Annotated in this window: 19 protein-coding genes; 11 read left to right on the forward strand and 8 right to left on the reverse strand. The window is 66.9% G+C overall.

What is annotated here, in order from left to right; all coding sequences use genetic code 11:
• Positions 1-34: 34 nt before the first annotated feature.
• The gene (locus GTO19_RS06620) at positions 35-337 is read right to left on the reverse strand and encodes a DUF655 domain-containing protein (protein ID WP_291019434.1); all 303 of its coding nucleotides are present in this window, start codon (positions 335-337) and stop codon (positions 35-37) included.
• Positions 338-623: 286 nt separating this feature from the next.
• Here GTO19_RS06620 and GTO19_RS06625 point away from each other — a divergent pair, with 286 nt between their 5' ends.
• The 7 genes from GTO19_RS06625 to GTO19_RS06655 all read left to right on the forward strand — a co-directional run bounded on the left by GTO19_RS06625 (position 624) and on the right by GTO19_RS06655 (position 9,113).
• The gene (locus tag GTO19_RS06625; RefSeq protein WP_291019511.1) at positions 624-2,195 is read left to right on the forward strand and encodes an ABC transporter substrate-binding protein; all 1,572 of its coding nucleotides are present in this window, start codon (positions 624-626) and stop codon (positions 2,193-2,195) included.
• A 63-nt stretch (positions 2,196-2,258) separates the two neighbouring features.
• Positions 2,259-3,239: an ABC transporter permease gene (locus GTO19_RS06630; protein ID WP_291019437.1), complete on the forward strand. Its 981-nt coding sequence runs from the start codon at positions 2,259-2,261 to the stop codon at positions 3,237-3,239.
• Position 3,240: 1 nt separating this feature from the next.
• Positions 3,241-4,527 carry a M20 aminoacylase family protein gene (locus tag GTO19_RS06635; RefSeq protein WP_291019440.1) on the forward strand — a complete coding sequence of 429 codons (1,287 nt, stop codon included), beginning with the start codon at positions 3,241-3,243 and terminating at the stop codon, positions 4,525-4,527.
• Entirely contained in the window at positions 4,524-6,098 is a 1,575-nt protein-coding gene (locus GTO19_RS06640; RefSeq protein ID WP_291019443.1) for an ABC transporter substrate-binding protein, read from the forward strand. Before GTO19_RS06635 ends, GTO19_RS06640 begins: the two co-directional genes overlap by 4 nt.
• A gap of 119 nt (positions 6,099-6,217) precedes the next feature.
• Positions 6,218-7,129, forward strand: coding sequence for an ABC transporter permease (locus tag GTO19_RS06645; RefSeq protein WP_291019444.1), 912 nt, complete (start codon positions 6,218-6,220; stop codon positions 7,127-7,129).
• Between the two features lie 2 nt (positions 7,130-7,131).
• Complete coding sequence (locus GTO19_RS06650; RefSeq protein WP_291019446.1) at positions 7,132-8,100, forward strand: ABC transporter ATP-binding protein; 969 nt, start codon at positions 7,132-7,134, stop codon at positions 8,098-8,100.
• Positions 8,097-9,113 carry an ABC transporter ATP-binding protein gene (locus tag GTO19_RS06655; RefSeq protein ID WP_291019448.1) on the forward strand — a complete coding sequence of 339 codons (1,017 nt, stop codon included), beginning with the start codon at positions 8,097-8,099 and terminating at the stop codon, positions 9,111-9,113. Before GTO19_RS06650 ends, GTO19_RS06655 begins: the two co-directional genes overlap by 4 nt.
• 7 nt (positions 9,114-9,120) lie before the next feature.
• Here the strand turns inward: GTO19_RS06655 and GTO19_RS06660 are convergent, their stop codons facing one another.
• Entirely contained in the window at positions 9,121-9,969 is an 849-nt protein-coding gene (locus GTO19_RS06660) for a MurR/RpiR family transcriptional regulator (protein ID WP_291019450.1), read from the reverse strand.
• A gap of 63 nt (positions 9,970-10,032) precedes the next feature.
• On the opposite strand from GTO19_RS06660, the gene tal reads away from it, so the two are divergent.
• Positions 10,033-10,974, forward strand: coding sequence for a transaldolase (gene tal, locus GTO19_RS06665; RefSeq protein ID WP_291019453.1), 942 nt, complete (start codon positions 10,033-10,035; stop codon positions 10,972-10,974).
• A 191-nt stretch (positions 10,975-11,165) separates the two neighbouring features.
• Here tal and groL read toward each other — a convergent pair whose 3' ends face one another.
• The 5 genes from groL to metK all read right to left on the reverse strand — a co-directional run bounded on the left by groL (position 11,166) and on the right by metK (position 17,482).
• Positions 11,166-12,812 (reverse strand): chaperonin GroEL, encoded by a 1,647-nt coding sequence (groL, locus tag GTO19_RS06670; protein ID WP_291019455.1) that lies wholly within the window; start codon positions 12,810-12,812, stop codon positions 11,166-11,168.
• 33 nt (positions 12,813-12,845) lie between these two features.
• Positions 12,846-13,136 carry a co-chaperone GroES gene (gene groES, locus GTO19_RS06675; RefSeq protein ID WP_291019457.1) on the reverse strand — a complete coding sequence of 97 codons (291 nt, stop codon included), beginning with the start codon at positions 13,134-13,136 and terminating at the stop codon, positions 12,846-12,848.
• Positions 13,137-13,289: 153 nt separating this feature from the next.
• A complete protein-coding gene (locus GTO19_RS06680; RefSeq protein WP_291019459.1) occupies positions 13,290-14,051 on the reverse strand; it encodes an SDR family oxidoreductase in 762 nt (253 codons plus the stop codon).
• Between the two features lie 43 nt (positions 14,052-14,094).
• Positions 14,095-16,119: a PAS domain-containing protein gene (locus GTO19_RS06685; protein ID WP_291019462.1), complete on the reverse strand. Its 2,025-nt coding sequence runs from the start codon at positions 16,117-16,119 to the stop codon at positions 14,095-14,097.
• Positions 16,120-16,297: 178 nt separating this feature from the next.
• Positions 16,298-17,482, reverse strand: coding sequence for a methionine adenosyltransferase (gene metK / locus GTO19_RS06690; protein ID WP_291019465.1), 1,185 nt, complete (start codon positions 17,480-17,482; stop codon positions 16,298-16,300).
• A 149-nt stretch (positions 17,483-17,631) separates the two neighbouring features.
• Here metK and GTO19_RS06695 point away from each other — a divergent pair, with 149 nt between their 5' ends.
• Together GTO19_RS06695 and GTO19_RS06700 are read left to right on the forward strand one after the other, a co-directional pair.
• Entirely contained in the window at positions 17,632-18,462 is an 831-nt protein-coding gene (locus GTO19_RS06695; RefSeq protein ID WP_291019468.1) for a lysophospholipid acyltransferase family protein, read from the forward strand.
• On the forward strand, positions 18,462-19,385 hold the full coding sequence (locus GTO19_RS06700) for a lipid A biosynthesis acyltransferase (RefSeq protein ID WP_291019471.1): 924 nt from the start codon (positions 18,462-18,464) through the stop codon (positions 19,383-19,385). The genes GTO19_RS06695 and GTO19_RS06700 overlap by 1 nt, the downstream gene beginning before the upstream one ends.
• 22 nt (positions 19,386-19,407) lie before the next feature.
• On the opposite strand, the gene yihA is transcribed toward GTO19_RS06700, so the two are convergent.
• Entirely contained in the window at positions 19,408-20,130 is a 723-nt protein-coding gene (gene yihA, locus GTO19_RS06705; RefSeq protein WP_291019475.1) for a ribosome biogenesis GTP-binding protein YihA/YsxC, read from the reverse strand.
• Positions 20,131-20,230: 100 nt separating this feature from the next.
• Between yihA and GTO19_RS06710 the strand changes: the two genes are divergently transcribed.
• A complete protein-coding gene (locus tag GTO19_RS06710) occupies positions 20,231-20,845 on the forward strand; it encodes a c-type cytochrome (protein WP_291019478.1) in 615 nt (204 codons plus the stop codon).
• The last annotated feature ends 159 nt before the right edge of the window (positions 20,846-21,004 follow it).

Consider the following 21,004-nt stretch of genomic DNA (forward strand, 5'->3'; position numbering starts at 1 on the left):
GGCTTTTTTCATTGGGCCTGCCGCAAGCCTGCGCTTACTGCTTGGGCTTGGTATCTGCGGGTGCGTTGGTCGCTTTGAATGCCTCGCCATTGACCGTCAGGCCTTCTTGCGACAGCTTCGCGGCGCGCTTGTCGCCAATGCCAGGCACGCGCTCGATCAGGTCGCCCCAGCTCTTGAATGGTGCGGCCTTGCGCTGTTCAAGGATCTTGCTGGTGGTGCTGGGGCCAATGCCCTTGATGCTGTCGAGATCAGCCTCGGAGGCCTTGTTGACATCGACGGCGGCGAAGCCTGTGGCGGCCAGCAGAGAGAACAGCGCAGCGACGAGAAACTTCTTCATGGTGATGAACCTTCCTGTGTGGAAATGATTTGAAAGACCTATCTTTTTTTCGATAGGCGAGACGAATATAGCCATAAAGAATTATTTGTAATGACGAACGAATGATGTTTTGCTTTGAGTCCGGAAATGGCGTGCAGGGGTCGTGACTGCGTCGGGATGCGTGGCATCCGGGGGAAGCGAATACCCGGTACGGGTAAGTCCCGTCGCTGGTGCAGGAACGCTTGTTGCATAGTCGCGGCACCTTCATTTATTTCAGGTGTCAACGATGAAATCGTTCTCCGTGCCCATGCAGGCGGTCGTGCTGGGAGCAGCCTTGGCTGTCACGACCGGTGGCCTTCAAGCCAAGACCTTCAAGTGGACGAGTGCCAGTGACATCCCGACCTGGGACATCCATTCCCAGAACAACGCCTTGGCCAACGGCATCCATGCCTCGGTCTATGAGTCGCTGGTGTACTACAACAGCCGCACCTTCAAGCCCGAGCCGCTGCTGGCCACGGGCTGGAATCAGGTGTCGCCGACGCAGTTGCGCCTGACGCTGCGCACCGGCGTGAAATTCCACGACGGTTCAGACTTCACGGCCGATGACGCGGTGTTCTCGCTCCAGCGCGCGATGGCGCCGACCTCGAACTTCACCCCGTACATCCAGGGCATCGACCGCATCGTCAAGGTCAACAACAACACGATCGACATCTTCACCAAGGGCCCCAATCCGGTGCTGGTGAACCAGCTCACCGAGCTGCGCATGATGAGCAAGGCCTGGGCGGAGAAGAACAACTCCGTCGCGCCCAAGGACATCAAGACGCAGGACGAGAACTTCGCGCACCGCAATGCGATGGGCACCGGTCCCTTCGTTTTGAAGGAGTGGTCGCAGGATCAAAAAATGGTGCTCGCGCGCAACCCCAACTGGTGGGGCAAGGGCGGTGCAGAGACCAATGTCACCGAGATCGTCTACACGCCGGTGAAGGCCACGGCCACGCGCATGGCCGCGCTGCTGTCGGGTGAGGTCGATTTCGTGCTCGACCCCAGTCCGCAGGACCTGCCGCGCCTGCGCCAGGACGGCAACCTCAAGGTCATGGACGGTGTCGAGAACCGCACCATCTTCTTTGGCATGGACCAGCACCGCGATGAACTGGTCGGCAGCAACGTCAAAGGCAAGAACCCGCTGAAGGACGTGCGCGTGCGCAAGGCGCTGTACCAGGCGATCGACATGAACGCGATCGCGCGCGTCACGCTGCGCGGCCTGGGCCAGCCCACCGGCGCGATCATCGCGCCGCAAGTGACGGGCTGGACGGAGGGTGTGCACAAGCGCTACCCGTTCGACGTGGCAGCCGCGCAGCAGCTGCTCGCGGACGCCGGCTACAAGGACGGCTTCGAGGTCGACTTCGCCTGCCCGAACAACCGCTACATCAACGACGAGGCCATCTGCCAGGCCGTGACGGCCATGTGGGCGCGCGTCGGCGTCAAGGCCAAGCTGCGCACGCTGCCCCTGTCCACCTACTTCCCGATGATCCAGCGCTACGAGGCCAGCATCTACATGCTCGGCTGGGGTGTGCCCACCTTCGACGCGATGTACAGCCTGCAGTCGCTGGTGCGCAGCGTGGGCCAGGGCGGCGACGGCAACTACAACGTGGGCCGCTACAGCAACCCCAAGATGGACCAGATCATCGATCGCGCGAAGGTCGAGACCGACCTGCTGATCCGCAACCGCCTGCTGACCGAGGCGCTGGAGCTGTCGAACACCGACGTGTCGCACCTGCCGCTGCACAACCAGATCATTCCCTGGGCGATGAAGAAGAACATCAACGTGGTTCACCGCGCCGACAACCGCCTGGATTGGCGGCTCATCACGGTAAACTGACCCAGGTATTGACCAAAGAGGGTCGCCTCCGCCCGGGCGCGACCCTCTCTTGCTTTTTCATCGATGTTCGCCTTCATTCTCCGACGTCTCGCTCAGGCGGTGATCGTCATGGTCAGCGTGGCGCTGATCGCATTCATGCTGTTCCAGTACGTCGGGGATCCGGTGGTGTTCCTGCTCGGTCAGGACGCCACACCGGAACAGGTGCGGGCCCTGCGCGCCGACCTGGGACTCGATCAGCCCTTCTTCGTGCAGTTCTGGCACTTCCTGGTCAACGCCGCGCAGGGTGAATTCGGCCTGAGCCTGCGCCAGGGTGCCAAGGTCTCGCGCCTGATTGCCGAGCGCTTCCCGGCGACGCTGGAGCTGTCCATGGTGGCTGCGGTGCTCGCGCTGCTGGTCGGCATTCCCATGGGTGTGTACGCGGCGCTCAAACGCGGCACCTTCCTCAGCCAGGTCTTCATGACGATCTCGCTGTTGGGTGTGTCCTTGCCCACTTTCCTGATCGGCATCCTGCTGATTCTGGTGTTCGCGGTGCACCTGGGCTGGTTCCCCAGCTTCGGCCGCGGCGATGTGGTCAACCTGGGCTGGTGGAGCACAGGGCTGCTCACCACGAAGGGCTGGATCCACATCACGCTGCCGGCCGTCACGCTGGCGATCTTCCAGCTCACGCTGATCATGCGGCTGGTGCGCGCCGAGATGCTGGAGGTGCTGCGCACCGACTACATCAAGTTCGCGCGCGCCCGCGGCCTCACCAACCGCGCCGTTCACTTCGGCCATGCGCTCAAGAACACGCTGGTGCCGGTGATCACCATCACCGGCCTGCAGCTCGGTCGCATCATCGCCTTCGCGATCATCACCGAGACGGTGTTCCAGTGGCCGGGCATGGGGCTGCTGTTCATCCAGGCCGTGACCTTCGCGGACATCCCCGTCATGGCCGCCTACCTGTGCCTGATCGCGCTGATCTTCGTGGTGATCAACCTGATCGTCGATCTGTTGTACTTTGCGGTCGATCCACGCCTGCGAGTGGAAAAGTCCGGAGGACACTGACATGGTCAACAAGTCACGCTACAAGGCCCATGGCGCGGCGTTCGCGCACATTGCCGCCTTTCACCCCGAACTCACCGCTCTGCGGCGCGACCTGCACGCCCACCCAGAACTCGGCTTCGAAGAGGTCTACACCAGCAAGCGCGTGGTGGAGTCGCTCAAGGTCTGCGGCGTGGACGAGATCCACACCGGCATCGGCAAGACCGGCGTGGTGGCCATCATCCGTGGCCGCCAGAGTGGCAGCGGCCGCATGATCGGCCTGCGCGCCGACATGGATGCGCTGCCCATGACCGAGCACAACGACTTCGCCTGGAAGTCGGCCAAGCCCGGGATGATGCACGGCTGTGGGCACGACGGGCACACCGCCATGCTGGTGGGCGCCGCGCGTTACCTGGCCGAAACGCGCCACTTCGATGGCACGGCCGTGCTCATCTTCCAGCCCGGCGAGGAAGGCTTCGCCGGCGCCAAGGCCATGATCGAGGATGGCCTGTTCGACCGCTTCCCCGTGCAATCGGTCTTCGCGATGCACAACTGGCCGCAGATGCGCCCGGGCATGGTGGGCGTGAACCCCGGCCCGATGATGGCCTCGGCCGACCGGATCACGATCGAGATCACCGGCAAGGGCGGCCACGGCGCGCACCCCTACGCCGCGGTCGACCCGGTGCTGGTGGCGGCCCACATCATCACGGCCGTGCAGAGCATCGTCTCGCGCAACGTGCGCGCGATCGACAGCGCCGTCATCAGCCTGTGTGCCATGCAGGCCGGGGACCCGGGTGCCTTCAGCGTCATTCCCGGCACCGCGCGCCTCATCGGCACGGTGCGCACCTTCAACCCCGAGGTGCAGGCCATGGTGGAAAAGCGCCTGCACGAAGTGTGTTCCGGCGTGGCGCTGGGCCTGGGGGCCTCGGCCCACCTGAACTACGAGCGCATCTACCCGGCCACCATCAACACGCGCGACGAAGCCCGCTTCGCCGTGGAAGTGGCGCAAAAGCTCGTGGGCCATGACCACGTGGACCGCAACATGGACCCGAGCATGGGCGCGGAGGACTTCTCCTTCATGCTGCAGGTCAAGCCTGGTGCTTACCTGCGCCTGGGCCAGGGCGCCGACAACGGGCAGGGCGCCTGCTTCCTGCACAACAGCCGCTACGACTTCAACGACGAGGTGCTGCCGCTGGGCGCGGCCCTGCACGCCAGCCTCATCGAGCAAGGCATGCCGCTGGCCGACCAGGCCGCAGCGCCCCGCCAGAACTCCGCCACACCTTTACCCACCCCCGCAAGGAGCGAAGCATGAAACTCAAGCAATCCTCGGCCGCCCTGCTCGTGGCCGCCGCCTTGGCGACCGGTGCCGCCAGCGCCCAGACCGTGCGCATCGGCAACCAGGGCGACGCTTTGTCGATGGACCCGCATTCGCTCAACGAATCGCTGCAGCTCACCGTGACGGGCAACGTCTACGAGCCCCTGGTGGCACGCGACCGCAACCTCAAGCTGGTGCCCGGCCTGGCCACGAGCTGGAAGCAGACCTCGCCCACCGTCTGGCGCTTCGAGCTGCGCAAGGGTGTTGAATTCCACGACGGCACGCCCTTCACCGCCGACGACGTGCTGTTCACCTTCGCGCGCGCCGCGGGCGAAGGGTCTGACATGAAGAGTTACGTGAACGACGTGAAGGACGTGCGCAAGGTCGATTCGCACACCGTCGACGTCGAAACCAAGGGGCCGTTCCCCATCCTGCCCGACGTGCTCTCGCTGCTCTACGTCATGAGCAAGAAGTGGTGCGAGGACAACCAGGCCACACGCCCGGTGGACCGGCGCAAGGGCATCGAGAACGCCGCCTCGTTCCGCGCCAACGGCACCGGCCCGTTCCGCCTGCGTGAGCGCCAGCCCAACGTGAGGACGACCTTCCAGCGCAACGGCAACTACTGGGGCAAGATCGAGGGCAACGTGAGCACGGTGGAGTACACGCCCATCGGCAACGATTCCACGCGCGTGGCCGCGCTGCTGTCGGGCCAGGTCGACGTCATCGAGCCCGTGCCGCTGCAGGACGTGGCGCGCATCAACAGCAGTGGCAAGTCCAAGGTCATGCAGGGCCCCGAGTTGCGCACCATCTTCCTGGGCATGGACCAGAAGCGGGACGAATTGCTGTACTCCAACGTGAAAGGCAAGAACCCCTTCAAGGACAAGCGCGTGCGCCAGGCCTTCTACCAGGCCATCGACATCCAGGGCATCCAGCGCACGGTGATGCGCGGTGCGTCGGCGCCCACGGCGCTGATGGTCGGCCCTGGCATCAACGGCTTCGATGCCAGCCTGAACACCCGCCTGCCCTACGACCCCGAAGCCTCGAAGAAGCTGCTGGCCGAGGCCGGTTACCCGAATGGCTTCGAAGTAGCCATGAACTGCCCGAACGACCGCTACGTCAATGACGGCAACATCTGCCAGGCCGTGGCCGCCAACCTGGCGCGCGTGGGCGTCAAGATCAACCTCCAGGCCGAGACCAAGGGCACCTACTTCCCCAAGATCCTGCGCCGCGACACCAGCTTCTACATGCTGGGCTGGACGCCAGGCACCTACGACTCGCACAACGCGCTCAACGCGTTGATGCGCTGCGTGGACGACTCGGGCTCCGGCCAGTTCAACCTGGGTTCGTACTGCAACCCCAAGGTGGATGAGCTGACCAAGCAGATCCAGTCCGAAACCGACAAGGCCAAGCGCGACGCCATGATCCGCGAAGCCTTCAAGCTCCATTCCGATGACATCGGCCACCTGCCGCTGCACCAGCAGGCCCTGGCCTGGGGCGTGGCCAACAACGTCACGCTGGCCCAGCTCGCGGACAACTTCATGCCGTTCCGCTACATGTCGGTGAAGTAGAGGTACCCCCTGCGCCGCCTGCGGCGTCTTCCCCCCAGGGGGACGCCAGCAGCGGACCGGCGGAGCCGGATCCGCGCTGGCCCTGGGCCCAGCTTCACTTCAATCGCCAGGATGTTTCCTTGATTGCCCTCATTCGCCGCGCGCTTGACAGCGATGTCGGCTACAGCTTTCGCACCTCGCCCACGGCCATCGTGGCGGCGGTGATCGCCTTCGTCTGTGTGGTCTGCGCGCTCTTTGCCAACTGGATCGCGCCACACAATCCCTTTGATCTCGCCACGCTGGACCTGATGAACGCGCGCCTGCCGCCCGTGTGGCAGGAAGGTGGCAACCCCGCCTTCGTGCTGGGCACGGACGACCAGGGCCGCGACATCCTCTCCGCGCTCATGTACGGCGCGCGCATCTCGCTCGCCGTGGGCCTGGCCTCGGTGGTGCTGTCGGTGCTCATCGGCGTCACGCTGGGCCTGCTGGCTGGCTTCCTTGGGGGCTGGATCGATGCCTTCCTCATGCGCCTGTGCGACGTGATGCTGTCGTTCCCGCCCATCCTGATCGCGCTGCTGATTGCCGGCGTGGGGCGTGCGCTGTTCCCCAATGCGCATGAGACGCTCGCCTTCGGCGTGCTCATCATCTCCATCACCCTGGCCGGCTGGGTGCAGTACGCGCGCACCGTGCGCGGCTCCACGCTGGTGGAGAGGAGCAAGGAATACGTGCAGGCCGCGCGCGTCACCGGCGTGGCGCCACTGCGCATCATGGGCCGCCACGTGCTGCCCAACGTCATGGGCCCGGTGCTGGTGCTGGCCACCATTCAGGTCGCCACGGCCATCATCACCGAGGCCACGCTGTCCTTCCTGGGCGTGGGCGCGCCGCCCACCTCGCCCTCGCTGGGCACGCTCATCCGCGTGGGCAACGACTACCTCTTCTCCGGCGAGTGGTGGATCACCATCTTCCCCGGCCTCATGCTCATCCTCATCGCGCTCAGCGTGAACCTGCTGGGAGACTGGCTGCGCGACGCCCTCAACCCAAGGCTGCGCTGACCATGAGCCTGCTGCAAGTCAAGAACCTCGTCGTCGAATTCCCCACGCGCCGCGGCACCCTGCGCGCGCTCGACGACATCTCCTTCGACATCGCGCCCGGCGAGATCCTGGGCGTGGTCGGCGAGTCCGGCGCCGGCAAGTCGCTCACGGGCGCCGCCATCATCGGCCTGCTGGAGCCGCCCGGGCGCATCGCCTCCGGGCAGGTGTTGCTCGAAGGCCAGCGCATCGACAACCTGCCACACGAGAAGATGCGCCGCATCCGCGGACGCAAGATCGGCGCGATCTTCCAGGACCCGCTGACCTCGCTGAACCCGCTCTACTCGGTGGGCCGCCAGCTGACCGAGACCATCATCACCCACCTGCCGGTGAGCGCGGCCGAAGCGCGCGAACGCGCGATCCAGTTGCTGCGCGACACCGGCATCCCGGCGGCCGAGCAGCGCATCGACCACTACCCGCACCAGTTCAGCGGCGGCATGCGCCAGCGCGTGGTCATCGCGCTGGCGCTGGCGGCCGAGCCCCAGCTCATCGTCGCCGACGAGCCCACCACCGCGCTGGACGTGTCCATCCAGGCGCAGATCATCACGCTGCTCAAGCGCCTCTGCAAACAGCGCGGCGCGGCCGTCATGCTGATCACGCACGACATGGGCGTGATCGCCGAGACCTGCGACCGCGTGGCCGTGATGTACGCCGGGCGCATCGCCGAGATCGGCCCCGTGCACGAGGTGATCAACCACCCGGCCCACCCTTACACCCGTGGCCTGATGGCCTGCATCCCCGACATGACGCAAGAGCGCGAGCGCCTGCACCAGATCGACGGCGCCATGCCGCGCCTCAACGCGATCCCCAAAGGTTGCGCCTACAACCCGCGCTGCGAGCGCGTGTTCGACCGCTGTTACGTGGATCGCCCCGAGCTCATGGACGCCGGCGCCACGCGCGCGGCCTGCTGGCTGCAACAGGGAGCCGCTGCATGAGCGCCGTGTTGCAACAGGACGCCGCGCCCCTGGTGCGCGCCACCGACCTGGCCAAGACCTTCGACGTCTCGCCGCCCTGGCTCAACCGCGTGCTCGAACGCAAGCCGCGCCAGTTGCTGCGTGCGGTGGACGGCGTGAGCTTCGACATCCCGCGCGGCCAAACCTTGGCGCTGGTGGGCGAGTCGGGCTGTGGCAAGAGCACCGTGGCGCGGCTGCTGGTGGGCCTGTACGAGCCCACGCGTGGCGGCTTCCAGTTCGACCAGCAGGACGCCCACGCGGCCTTCAAGACACCCGCCGGGCGGGTGCTGCGCCGGCGCATCCAGATGATCTTCCAGGACCCGTACGCGAGCCTGAACCCGCGCTGGCGCGTGGAGGACATCATCGCCGAGCCCTTGCGCGAGCACGAGATCGAAACCGATCCCCTGAAGCTGCGCGAGCGCGTGGAAGACCTGCTGCGCTCGGTGGGGCTGAGCCCGCACGACAGCCTGAAGTACCCGCACCAGTTCAGCGGCGGTCAGCGCCAGCGCATCTCCATCGCGCGCGCCCTGGCCACGCAGCCGGACTTCCTCGTCTGCGACGAACCGACCAGCGCGCTGGACGTGTCGGTGCAGGCGCAAGTGCTCAACATCATGAAGGACCTGCAGCGCCAGCGCGGGCTGACCTACCTGTTCATCAGCCACAACCTGGCCGTGGTGCGCCACGTGAGCGACCAGGTGGGTGTGATGTACCTGGGCCGGCTGGTGGAACTGGCGCCCAAGCGAACCCTGTTCGAAAGCCCGCGCCATCCCTACACGCGCATGCTGCTCGATGCGATCCCGAAGATGCACGACACCGGCAAGGCGCGAACGCCGGTGCAAGGCGAGGTGCCCAACCCCTTGAACCCCCCGAGCGGCTGCGCCTTCAATCCGCGCTGCCCGCACGCCAACGACCGCTGCCGCAACGAGCGCCCCGCGCTGCTGGACATCGGCGGCATCCGCATCGCCTGCCACGCGGTGGAGGAAGGGCGGATCTGAGCGAGGCTCAGGCGTACCGCTTGTTGCGCAGGTTGTTCTTCATCTCGCGCAACAGCGGCTGCAGTTTCGTGCCGCCGATGCGCAGCGCCAGGCAGGTGGCCATGATGTCGATCACCATCAGGTGCATCAGCCGCGAGGTCATGGGGCTGTAGCGGTCGTAGCCTTCGGGGTGGTCGGCAGCCAGGTGGATGTGGCCGGCCTGCGCCAGCGGCGAGCCGCTGGTGGTGATGGTGATGACCGTGGCGCCGTGGCGGCGCGCGATGTCGGCCGCGTCCATCAGGTCGCGCGTGCGGCCCGAATTCGACACGATCACCAGGCAGTCGCCCGCGCTCAACAGCGACGCACCCATCACCTGCATGTGGCCGTCGCTGTAGGCCACCGCGTTGATGCCCAGGCGGAAGAACTTGTGCTGAGCGTCCTGCGCCACGATGCCCGAGTTGCCGGCGCCATAGAACTCGATACGGCCCTTGCCCTTCCACGTCGCCATGAGCGCGTCCACCGCGCGCTCGATCGCGTGGTGCGAGGCGTCGTTGCGGTACTTGAGGAAGGCCGCCACCGTGTTGTCGATGAGCTTGACCATCACGTCGCCGGTCTTGTCGTCGGCGTCCACGCTGCGGTGGATGAAGGGCACGCCCTCGCTCACCGTGCCAGCCAGCTTGAGCTTGAAGTCCGACAGGCCGTCGTAGCCCATGCTGCGGCAGAAACGCACCACGGTGGGCTTGCTCACGTGGGCGCGCTCGGCGAGCTCGCTCACGGGCAGGCTCGCAAAGCTGCGGGGGTCTTGCAGCACCAGCTTGGCCACGCGCTGTTCGGCCGGGGCGAGCGAGGGCAGCGAGGCCTTGATGCGGTCGAGCATGGCGTGTTACCCAATGGTCCGAAGGGTTGAAATTTTATTACCACCGCGGGCGATAATCCGCCCATGAACCAGCTCGACGCCCTCAAACAGTTCACCACCGTGGTCGCCGACACCGGCGACTTCAGGCAACTGGCGGCCTACGCTCCCCGGGACGCCACCACCAACCCTTCGCTCATCCTCAAGGCGGTGCAGAAGTCCGACTACGCGCCGCTGCTGGCCGAGGCAATCGCGCGGCACGGGGCGACCGACAAGGTGGAGTTGATGAACCGGCTGCTGGTGCGCTTCGGCGTCGAGATCCTGAAGCTCATTCCCGGGCGCGTGTCCACCGAGGTCGACGCGCGCCTGAGCTTCGACACCGAGGCCACGCTGGAACGCGCGCGCCGGCTGATCGCCCTGTACCGGGCCGAGGGCGTGGACAGCGACCGCGTGCTGATCAAGATCGCGGCCACCTGGGAGGGCATCCGCGCGGCCGAGCAACTCGAGCGCGAGGGCATCCACTGCAACCTCACGCTGCTGTTCTCCTTCCCCCAGGCCGTGGCCTGCGGCCAGGCGGGTGTGCGACTCATCTCACCCTTCGTGGGCCGCATCTACGACTGGTACAAGAAGCAGGCCGGCGCGCAGTGGGACGAATCGGCCAACGCTGGCGCGAACGATCCGGGCGTGCGCTCGGTGCGCCGCATCTTCGAGTTCTACAAGCGCCATGGCATCGCCACCGAGGTCATGGGCGCGAGCTTCCGCAACGTCGGGCAGATCACCGCGCTCGCGGGCTGCGACTTGCTCACCATCAGCCCCGAACTGCTCGCGCAACTCGCCGCGAGCGAGGCACCACTGACGCGCGCGCTCGACACCGAGTCGGCGAAGCGCCTCGACATCGCACCGGTGCGCTACGACGAGGCGGGTTTCCGCTACGCGCTGAACGAGGACGCGATGGCCACCGAGAAGCTCGCCGAGGGCATCCGCGCCTTCGCGGCCGATACCGTCAAGCTGGAAGCGCTGATGGTCTGAGCGCCGACAGGCAGGCGCCCAAAAGAAAAACCCCGCGATCACTCGCGGGGTTTTTCTTTGCAGCTGTAGGAGCGCCAACAACGCTCCAACGACGCCGCCAGAGGCGCCAGGCCAAGGCGCAAGGGCGCAGACAGTGGCAGCGCCACGGCAAGCCCTTGCAACGCCGGCATGGCGTCTCTGGCAAGGAGCAATTACATGCCCATGCCGCCCATGCCGCCCATGTCTCCCATGCCGCCACCCGGCATGGCCGGCGCGTCGTCCTTCGGGGACTCGGCGACCATGGCTTCGGTCGTCAGCATCAGGCTGGCCACCGAAGCGGCGTTCTGCAGCGCGGTGCGGGTCACCTTGGTGGGGTCCAGGATGCCCATCTCGATCATGTCGCCGTAGGTGTCGTTGGCGGCGTTGAAGCCGTAGTTGCCCTTGCCGGCCAGGACGGCATTGACCACCACGCTCGGCTCGCCACCGGCGTTGGCCACGATTTCGCGCAGGGGCGCTTCGATCGCTTTCAGCACCAGCTTGATGCCGGCGTCCTGGTCGGGGTTGTCGCCCTGGATGGCGCCAGCGGCCTGACGGGCGCGCAGCAGGGCCACGCCGCCACCGGCCACGATGCCTTCTTCCACCGCAGCGCGCGTGGCGTGCAGGGCGTCTTCCACGCGGGCCTTCTTCTCTTTCATCTCGACCTCGGTGGCGGCGCCAACCTTGATCACGGCCACGCCACCGGCCAGCTTGGCCAGGCGCTCTTGCAGCTTCTCGCGGTCGTAGTCGCTGGTCGCTTCCTCGATCTGCACGCGCACTTGCTTCACGCGGGCTTCGATGTCGGCGGCGGCGCCGGCGCCGTCGATGATGGTGGTGTTTTCCTTGCCCACTTCGATGCGCTTGGCCTGGCCCAGGTCGGCCAGGGTCACCTTCTCGAGCGTCAGACCCACTTCCTCAGCGATGACCTTGCCGCCGGTGAGGATGGCGATGTCTTCCAGCATGGCCTTGCGGCGATCGCCAAAGCCAGGTGCCTTCACAGCCACCACTTTCAGGATGCCGCGGATGGTGTTGACCACCAGGGTGGCCAGGGCTTCGCCCTCGACGTCTTCGGCAATGATCAGCAGCGGACGGCCGGCCTTGGCGACTTGCTCCAGCGTGGGCAGCAGGTCGCGGATGTTGCTGATCTTCTTGTCGAACAGCAGCACGAAGGGGTTTTCCAGCAGGGCGGACTGCTTCTCGGGGTTGTTGATGAAGTAGGGCGAGAGGTAGCCGCGGTCGAACTGCATGCCCTCGACAACGTCGAGTTCGTTCTCCAGGCTCTTGCCGTCTTCGACGGTGATCACGCCTTCCTTGCCGACCTTGTCCATGGCGTCGGCAATGATCTTGCCGATCGACTCGTCGGCGTTGGCGGAGATGGTGCCGACCTGGGCGATTTCCTTGCTCGTGGTGGTGGCCTTGGAGGCCTTCTTGAGCTCGGTGACCAGGGCCTCGACGGCCTTGTCGATGCCGCGCTTGAGGTCCATGGGGTTCATGCCGGCGGCCACGGACTTCATGCCTTCGCGCACGATGGCCTGGGCCAGCACGGTGGCGGTGGTGGTGCCGTCACCGGCGACGTCGGTGGTCTTGGAAGCGACTTCCTTGACCATCTGCGCGCCCATGTTCTGGAGCTTGTCTTTCAGTTCGATCTCTTTCGCGACCGAGACACCGTCCTTGGTGACGGTGGGGGCGCCGAACGAACGCTCGAGCACCACGTTGCGGCCCTTGGGGCCCAGGGTCACTTTCACCGCGTTGGCCAGGATGTTCACACCCTCGACCATGCGGGCGCGCGCTTCGCCGCCGAAAACCACGTCTTTTGCTGCCATGTCTGGCTCCTTCTACAAATCAGGGGGAGGGGATTACTTCACGACGACCGCAAACAGGTCGTCTTCCTTCATGACGAGCAGCTCGTCGCCGTCGACCTTGACGGTCTGGCCGCTGTACTTGCCGAACAGGACGCGGTCGCCGACCTTGACGGTCAGTGCCCTGATCTCGCCCTTGTCGTTGGTCTTGCCCGGGCCCACGGCCAGGACTTCGCCCTGGTCGGGTTTCTCGGCAGCGGCATCGGGGATGACGATGCCCGAGGCGGTTTTGGTTTCGCTGTCCACGCGCTTGACGATCACGCGGTCGCCGAGAGGCTGAAGTTTCATTGCATCTCCTGAATGGAAAAGAGGGCTAGGGGAAAAAAGGGGGCCCTGGCGCTGAGCCGGGGCACGGGCGCGGATGTTAGCACTCAGCGCCAGCGAGTGCTAATGATGGAGACAGGCGCCGGGATTTTCAAGGCGGCGCCACACGGGCACCGCTCAAAAATGCGCCAGATAGCCCCCGTCCACCGCCACCACCTGCCCGGTGACGTAGCTGGCCGCGTCCGAGGCCAGGAAGACCGCGGCGGCGGCGATTTCCTCGGGCCGGCCCCAGCGGCCGACGGAGGTGCGCCGCTGCAGCCAGTCGGCCACGCCGGGGTCGTCCACCATGGCCGCATTGGTTTCGGTGGCGAAGTAACCCGGCGCGATGGCATTGGCCGTGATGCCGTGCGGCCCCAGTTCGGCCGCCAGCGCGCGGGTCATGGCCTCCAGGCCGCCTTTGCTGGTGGTGTAGGCCGCGTCGCCCGCGCGCGCCAGCGGGCCGGCGATGGAGGTGATGTTGATCAGGCGGCCGTGGCCCTGGCGCCGCATGGGCTCGCTGGCTTCGCGGCAGAGGTGCCAGGCGGCCACCAGGTTGGATTCCAGCATCTCGCGCAGGGCCTGCGCGGGCAGGGCCTGCAGCGGCTCGCGGCGGCGCTGGCCCACGGCGTTGACCACGATGTCGAGCCGGCCGTCCACGGCCAGCACGCGCGCGATGGCCGCGCGGGTGGCGGCGTGGTCGGTCACGTCGAAGGGCAGGGGCCGGGCGTGGCCGATGGTCTCGGCCACGGATTGCAGGGCGGCTTCGTCGCGGCCACCGAGCCAGACGCGCGCGCCGTGCGCCGCCAGGGCCTGGGCGATGGCCCGGCCCAGTCCCCGCGCGGCGCCGGTGACGAGGGCGGTGCGCGCACCGAGATCGAACAGGGTGGCGGGGGACGGCATGGCCAGGGATTATCCCGGCCGTGCGCGACGGACGCTGCAGCGCTCAGGCCGCCAGCGCAGCCATGGCCGAGGCGGTGAACTCGGGTGCGTGTTCCTGGCCGTCGAAGGGCAGGGTGAAGTAGAAGGTGCAGCCGCGGCCCGGCGCCGTTTCGCACCAGATGCGGCCTTCGTGACGCTCGATGATGCGCTGCGTCAGCGCCAGGCCGGTCCCATTGCCCTCGAAGTCCATCGAGTGGTGCTGGCGCTGGAACATGACGAACAGGTTGTGCGCCTTTTCCAGGTCGAAGCCCGCGCCGTTGTCGCTGACGTAGAACATGTGTCCGCCCACCGGGTTGACCTTGCAGCCCACCTCGATGCGCGCCTTGGGGTGCTTGCGCGTGTACTTCACGGCGTTGTCGAGCAGGTTGCCCCAGGCCTGGGCCAGCAGCATGGCATCACCGCGCACCATGGGCAGATCGGGGTCGATCACCCACTCGATCTGACGTTGCGAGTTCTCCTGGCGCAGGTGCGCCACCACACCGTGCAGCAGCGGGCTCAGCGGCACGGGCTGCGACTCGATGGACACGCGGCCCAGCCGCGCGTACTCCAGCAATCCCTCGATCATCTGGCTCATGCGCTTGGTCGATTTGCCGATCGACTGCAGGCACTGCTGGACCATGGGGTCGTCGGATTCGCCGAGCTGCTCGTTGAGCAGGCCGGTGAAGCTCGAGATGTGGCGCAGCGGCGCGCGCAGGTCGTGCGAGACCATGTGCGAGAAGACGTCGAGGTCCTTGTTCGCGGCCACGAGTTGGCGCGTGCGCTCGGCCACGCGCTTCTCCAGTTCGCGGTTGAGGTCGTTCATGACGTCCTCGAGGTTTTTGGCCGCAGTCATGTCGCGCGTGATGCATGAGAGCCCGCGCAGTTCGCCCCGCTCGTTGCGCAGCGCGGTCACCACGGAGTGCGCCCAGAAGCGCGAGCCGTCCTCTCGCAGCCGCCAGCCGCGCGATTCCCACTGGCCGTGCGACTTGGCCAGGCGCAGCACCTGGGCGGGATCGACCTCATCCTCGCCGGCGTTGTCGCTGCTCATCAGCGTCGCGAAGCTTTGGCCGAGGATCTGCGGGCGCGCGTGGCCATGCAGGCGTTGCGCGCTCTCGGTCCATTCGGTGATGCGGCCGCCATCGTCGACGAAATAGATGCAGTAGTCCTGCAGCGCGTCCACCATCAGGCGGTAGCGCTGTTCGCTTTCGTACAGCTCGGTGGTGCGCTCCTGCACGCGCTCTTCCAGGTCGCGGTTGGCGTTGAGCACCAGTTCCTCGGTGCGGCGGCGCTCGCTGATGTCGTGCAGTTCGATGAACAGGCCTTTGACCTCGTCCCCCTGCTGGTCGGGGATGTAGTGGATCTCGAAGTAGCAGCGCTGGCCCGCGGCGTCCAGGCGCTCGGCCTCGAAGGTCTGGCGCTGGCCACTGAGGGCGGCCGCGACGCGCGGCAGGATTTCGGGCAGAACGTCGGGGCGGACCACCTCGCTCAGGTGCGAACCCACCATCTGTTCCGGCCGCTTGCCGTAGCGCGCCGCGTGCGCCAGGTTGGCGAAGCGGCACACCAGGTCCTTGTCGTAGTAGGCCAGGCGCGCGGGGATGCGGTCGGTCACGCCGCGCAGCAGGGTTTCGGTGGGCGATGCGGCGGTGGCCGTCACCGCCACGGGTTCGGGTGCGGGTACCACCAGGCTGCTGCTGTGCAGGAAGTGGCCGTCGGCATCGAGCACGGCCGAGGAGGTCAGGCGCGCACGGAACACGCTGCCATCGGCGCGGCGCAGGCTCAGGTCGAGCGTCTGGGGTTCACCGGTCTGGCGCAGCAGGTCCAGGTGCAGGCGCACCTGCTGCTGGCTGCCGTGGTCGGCGGGCTCGAACACGCCCGGCAGGGCGTGGGCCGGTGCGTCGGCGTGGCCGAGCCAGCGCAGCAGCGTGCCGTTGGCGCGCAGGCATTGCAGCTCGGCATCCAGAGCCAGCAGCCCGCAAGGTGCATGGTCGAACAGGCCAGGCGCACTGGCGCTCTCGCAGACAGGTCCGGTGAGGGGCAGGTCGATCTCCATGGGGGCTCCGTACGGTTCGGGCAAACAGCCGGCAAAAGGGCTCTTGCGGTGGATATCGGACGCCGAACGGAAAAATTCAGCCAGCCCGCCGAGCAATAGCGGGGTGTTTCCAGCGCATTTCTGCACGAAAAAGCCCCGCGGGCTCTCGCCGGCGGGGCTGGGCGTGGAGTGTTTCGACTTACTTCAGACCCGCGGCGGCACGCAGCGCCTGCGCCTTGTCCGTCTTTTCCCAGCTGAACTCGGGCTCTTCGCGGCCGAAGTGGCCATAAGCCGCGGTCTTGCCGTAGATGGGGCGCAGCAGGTCCAGCATCTGGATGATGCCTTTCGGGCGCAGGTCGAAGTGCTCCTGCACGAGCTTGGCGATCTGCTCGTCGGGGATCACGCCGGTGCCCTCGGTGTAGACCGTGATGTTCATGGGCCGTGCCACGCCGATGGCGTAGGCGACCTGGATCTGGCACTGGCGCGCCAGGCCGGCCGCGACGATGTTCTTGGCCACGTAGCGCGCCGCATAGGCGGCCGAGCGGTCGACCTTGGACGGGTCCTTGCCCGAGAACGCGCCGCCGCCGTGCGGGCCGGCGCCGCCGTAGGTGTCCACGATGATCTTGCGCCCCGTCAGGCCGCAGTCGCCCTGCGGGCCGCCGATGACGAAGCGGCCGGTGGGGTTGATCAGGTACTTGGTGTCCTTGAGCCACTCCTTGGGCAGCACCGGCTTGATGATCTCCTCGATGATGGCTTCGTTGAAGCTGGCCTTCATCTTGGTGGGCGTCTCGCTCTGGTCGGGCGAGTGCTGGGTGGAGAGCACCACGGTGTCGATGCTGTGCGGCTTGCCGTCGACGTAGCGCATGGTCACCTGGCTCTTGGCATCGGGGCGCAGGAAGGGCAGGCGGCCGTCCTTTCGCAGCTGGGCCTGGCGTTCCACGAGGCGGTGCGCGTAGTAGATGGGCGCCGGCATGAGCTCGGGCGTCTCGTCGCAGGCGTAGCCGAACATCATGCCCTGGTCGCCGGCGCCGGTGTTCAGGTGGTCGTCGGAGGCGTGGTCCACGCCCTGGGCGATGTCGTTGGACTGCTTGTCGTAGCAGACCATGACCGCGCAGCCCTTGTAGTCGATGCCGTACTCGGTGTTGTCGTAGCCGATGCGCTTGATGGTGTCGCGCGCGACCTGGATGTAGTCGACGTGGGCGTTGGTGGTGATCTCGCCGGCCAGCACCACGAGTCCGGTGTTGGTCAGGGTTTCCGCGGCCACGCGGCTGCGCGGGTCCTGTTCGAAGATCGCATCGAGGATGGCGTCGGAAATCTGGTCCGCCACCTTGTCGGGGTGGCCTTCGGACACGGATTCGGACGTGAAGAGGAAATCGCTCGCCATTTAAACTCCTGAGGTTTGTCGGATCGGCGTTGCCGGTCTGTCAGAAGTCGGCGAACGCTTTAGCGGTATTTGTGAATCGCCCCGCAATCAGTTCATCAACTCGGCGATCCGGCGATTCTAGTGCAGCCGGCCGCGCTGGCAGCCCCACCTTGGCCACGCTGATCCGTCTTTTCTTCACACTCGGCAGCCGTTTGCCGCTGCCCCTGTTGCACGGCGCGGGGGTGTTGCTGGGCTGGCTGAGCTTCTTGCTGTCGCCGCGCTACCGGCGCCGCCTGCTGGCCAATGCGCGGCAGGCGCACATGCCAGCCGGTGTGGCTTGGCGATCGGTGGCCGAAGCGGGCAAGCTCGTGACCGAACTGCCCCGCTTGTGGCTGGGTGCGCCGGTGCCGGTGCGCTGGGAAGGTGCCGAGCACATCGAGACCGCCATGGCCGCCGGGCGGGGGCTGCTGTTCCTCACGCCGCACCTGGGCTGTTTCGAGATCACCGCCCAGGCCTACGCCGCGCGCTTCGGCGCCCGGCGCCCCATGACCGTGCTGTTTCGCCCCTCCCGCCAGCCCTGGCTGCGCGAGCTGGTGGACCACTCTCGCGAGCGGCCCGGCCTGCGCACGGCGCCCACCACCCTTTCGGGCGTGCGCCAACTGGTGCAGGCGCTGAAGTCGGGCGAAGCCGTCGGCCTGCTGCCCGATCAGGTGCCGCCCAAGGGCCTGGGCGCCTGGGCGCCGTTCTTCGGGCGCGATGCCTACACCATGACCCTGTCGGCCCGGTTGGCGCGCTCGGCCGACACCCAGGTGCTGCTGAGCTGGGGCGAGCGCCTGCCCCGGGGACAAGGCTACGTGGTGCACGTGCGGCCCCTGGCCGAGCCGCTGCCGGCCGATCCCCTCGCGGCCGCGCGTGCCGTCAACGCGGCCATGGAATCCCTGGTGCGAGAATCGCCCGCCCAGTACCTGTGGTCCTACGACCGCTACAAGCAGCCGCGCTGATGCCGTCTTCCCCCCCGTCCCCCGCGCACGACACCGCGCCGCAGGCCAGCCTGAGCAACCGGCTGGGATTGGGCGTCATGCGCCTGCTGGCCCGCTTGCCCCTGTCTTGGGTGCGCGCCCTGGGCTGGGCGCTGGGCAGCGTGCTGCACGCGGTGGCCACGCGGCGGCGGAGGATCGCGCGCACCAACTGGGCCGCCTGCTTTCCCGATCACTCGGAGGCCGAGCGCGACGCCGCCATCCGGCGCCACTTTGTCTATTTCGCCCAGGCCTGGCTGGACCGCAGCTGGCTCTGGGAGGCGCCAGGTCACGTGGTCAAGCGCCGCCTGCTGCTGCGTGGAGACCTGGGCGTGCTGGAGGGGCAGGCGCCCACCGTGATATTCGCGCCGCATTTCGTGGGCATGGACGCGGGTTGGACGGCATTGACCGCGCACCTTTCGCGCCGCTTCTGCGGCCTGTACGCCGAGCAGCTCAACGCCGACGTGGACCGCTGGATGGCTGAAGGACGCCAGCGCTTTGGCAACCCGCACGTGGTGGGCAAGCGCCAGGGTTTGCGCGCCCTGGCCACCGCCCTGCGCGAGGGCTTGCCGCTGTACTTGCTGCCCGACATGGACCATGGCGATCGCGACGCGGTCTTCGTGCCCTTTTTCGGTGTGCCGGCGGCCACGCTCACCTCGCTGCCGCGCCTGGCGCGACTGGGCGGCGCGCAGGTGGTGCCGGTGACGGCGCGACTGGTGCCCGATGGCTATGAGGTCACGGTGCACTCGCCCTGGGCGGATTACCCGACGGGGGACGTCACCGCCGACACCGCCGAGATGAACCGCCGGCTGGAGGCCTTCATCGCCGACATGCCCGAGCAGTACTACTGGGTGCACAAGCGCTTCAAGACGCGTCCGCCAGGCGCGCCGCCGTTCTACCTGTTCTAGCGGGGGGGAGCCCCTCAGGCCCTCAGTCCAGCGCGTCGGGCTCGGGTTCGCCGGGATCGAGGCCCTTGCCTTTTTCGTCGCCACCATCTGCGTCCGGCTCATGGCTCCAGCGCCACAGCAGCGTGGCCACCTCGTCCAGCCCTTGCTTCTTCAGTGCCGAGAACAGCCGCGCTTCGCCTCCGGCCGATTGAAGCTTGGCGATCGCCAGTGCCTTGTTGGCTTCGGTGCGGGTGAGCTTGTCGGCCTTGGTGAGCAGCAGCAGGAACTTCAGCCCCTGCTCCACGCGCGGGCGAATGGCTTCCAGCAAGGTCTCGTCGAGTTCGGTCAGGCCCAGGCGCGGATCCACGAGCAGCACCACGGCCGCCAGGTTGGGCCGCGTGAGCAGGTAATTGGCCATCACCCGCTGCCAGCGCAGCTTGGCCTCGCGTGGCACGGCGGCGTAGCCGTAGCCGGGCAGGTCGGCCAGCACCGCGTCGGTGACCCCCTGTTTGCCCAGCGAAAACAGGTTGATGGCCTGCGTGCGCCCGGGCGTCTTGGAAGCGAAGGCCAGGCGTTTTTGCTGGGTGAGGGTGTTGATCGCGGTGGATTTGCCCGCGTTGGAGCGCCCGACGAAGGCGATCTCTGGCACCTCCAGGGCCGGCAAATGCTCCAGCTGCGGCGCGGTGGTGAGGAAGCGGGCGGTGTGCAGCCAGCCGTGTGCCAGGCGCGGGTCTTGGCCGGGGTCGGCAGTAGGGTCGTGGGTCATTGGGAACCAGGTTGGGGGTGCATTGTAAAATCCGCGGGTTTTGTCCAGCCGAACACCGATTCGGCCCCCACGTACCCGTCGACCGCAACGACAGCCCGACATGAAATTGCATGCCACCTTCCTGGTCGCCGCCGCGGCCGCCGTCCTGTCCCTGAGCGCGAACGCGCAGTCGGCCAAGCCCGACCTGGCCAAGGGCGCCGCCACCTACGGCGCCGTGTGCGTGGCCTGCCACGCCGCCGATGGCAACTCGACCACGCCGGCCAACCCCAAGCTGGCGCAGCAGCACCCCGAATACCTCGTCAAGCAACTGCAGGAATACAAGTCCGGCAAGCGCAAGAACGCCATCATGCAAGGCATGGCGGCCTCTCTGTCCGACGACGACATGCGCAACATCGCGTACTGGCTGGCCTCGCAGAAAGCCAAGGAAGGCTTTGCCTCCGACGCCGACCTGGTGAAGCTGGGCGAGCGCATCTACCGCGGCGGACTGGCCGACCGGGGCATCGCCGCCTGCGCGGGTTGCCACAGCCCCAACGGCGCGGGCATTCCCTCGCAGTTCCCGCACCTCGCGGGTCAGCACGCCGAATACACCGACACGCAGTTGCGCCTCTTCCGCGATGGCACGCGCACCAACAGCGCCCAGATGCGGGACATCGCTTCCAAGATGACCGACCGTGAAATCAAGGCGGTGTCCGACTACATCGCCGGCCTGCGCTGAGCGCTGCGTGGCCCGGGCTGCGCCCTTTGGCCTGCGTGGGATATAAGCGCGGAATGATGTTTGAGATCACAATCCGGGCCGTCCCTCGGTGAATGTTTGAACCGCCGGCCATGAAAGCCATCTGATCAGGGCGCTGTCCGCAAGGGACGCGCCCTTTTT

It is taken from the genome of Hydrogenophaga sp., from assembly GCF_011772445.1.
Classification (GTDB): Bacteria; Pseudomonadota; Gammaproteobacteria; order Burkholderiales; family Burkholderiaceae_C; genus Hydrogenophaga.

Bases quoted from the DNA above. Each gene is read 5' to 3' on its own strand.
- GTO19_RS06620 (WP_291019434.1), bottom strand. From the start codon at position 337: ATGAAGAAGTTTCTCGTCGCTGCGCTGTTCTCTCTGCTGGCCGCCACA.
- groL (WP_291019455.1), bottom strand. From the start codon at position 12,812: ATGGCAGCAAAAGACGTGGTTTTCGGCGGCGAAGCGCGCGCCCGCATG.
- GTO19_RS06685 (WP_291019462.1), bottom strand. From the start codon at position 16,119: ATGGAGATCGACCTGCCCCTCACCGGACCTGTCTGCGAGAGCGCCAGT.
- groES (WP_291019457.1), bottom strand. From the start codon at position 13,136: ATGAAACTTCAGCCTCTCGGCGACCGCGTGATCGTCAAGCGCGTGGAC.
- metK (WP_291019465.1), bottom strand. From the start codon at position 17,482: ATGGCGAGCGATTTCCTCTTCACGTCCGAATCCGTGTCCGAAGGCCAC.
- tal (WP_291019453.1), top strand. From the start codon at position 10,033: ATGAACCAGCTCGACGCCCTCAAACAGTTCACCACCGTGGTCGCCGAC.
- GTO19_RS06630 (WP_291019437.1), top strand. From the start codon at position 2,259: ATGTTCGCCTTCATTCTCCGACGTCTCGCTCAGGCGGTGATCGTCATG.
- GTO19_RS06635 (WP_291019440.1), top strand. From the start codon at position 3,241: ATGGTCAACAAGTCACGCTACAAGGCCCATGGCGCGGCGTTCGCGCAC.
- GTO19_RS06710 (WP_291019478.1), top strand. From the start codon at position 20,231: ATGAAATTGCATGCCACCTTCCTGGTCGCCGCCGCGGCCGCCGTCCTG.
- yihA (WP_291019475.1), bottom strand. From the start codon at position 20,130: ATGACCCACGACCCTACTGCCGACCCCGGCCAAGACCCGCGCCTGGCA.
- GTO19_RS06625 (WP_291019511.1), top strand. From the start codon at position 624: ATGCAGGCGGTCGTGCTGGGAGCAGCCTTGGCTGTCACGACCGGTGGC.
- GTO19_RS06700 (WP_291019471.1), top strand. From the start codon at position 18,462: ATGCCGTCTTCCCCCCCGTCCCCCGCGCACGACACCGCGCCGCAGGCC.
- GTO19_RS06655 (WP_291019448.1), top strand. From the start codon at position 8,097: ATGAGCGCCGTGTTGCAACAGGACGCCGCGCCCCTGGTGCGCGCCACC.
- GTO19_RS06660 (WP_291019450.1), bottom strand. From the start codon at position 9,969: ATGCTCGACCGCATCAAGGCCTCGCTGCCCTCGCTCGCCCCGGCCGAA.
- GTO19_RS06680 (WP_291019459.1), bottom strand. From the start codon at position 14,051: ATGCCGTCCCCCGCCACCCTGTTCGATCTCGGTGCGCGCACCGCCCTC.
- GTO19_RS06650 (WP_291019446.1), top strand. From the start codon at position 7,132: ATGAGCCTGCTGCAAGTCAAGAACCTCGTCGTCGAATTCCCCACGCGC.
- GTO19_RS06640 (WP_291019443.1), top strand. From the start codon at position 4,524: ATGAAACTCAAGCAATCCTCGGCCGCCCTGCTCGTGGCCGCCGCCTTG.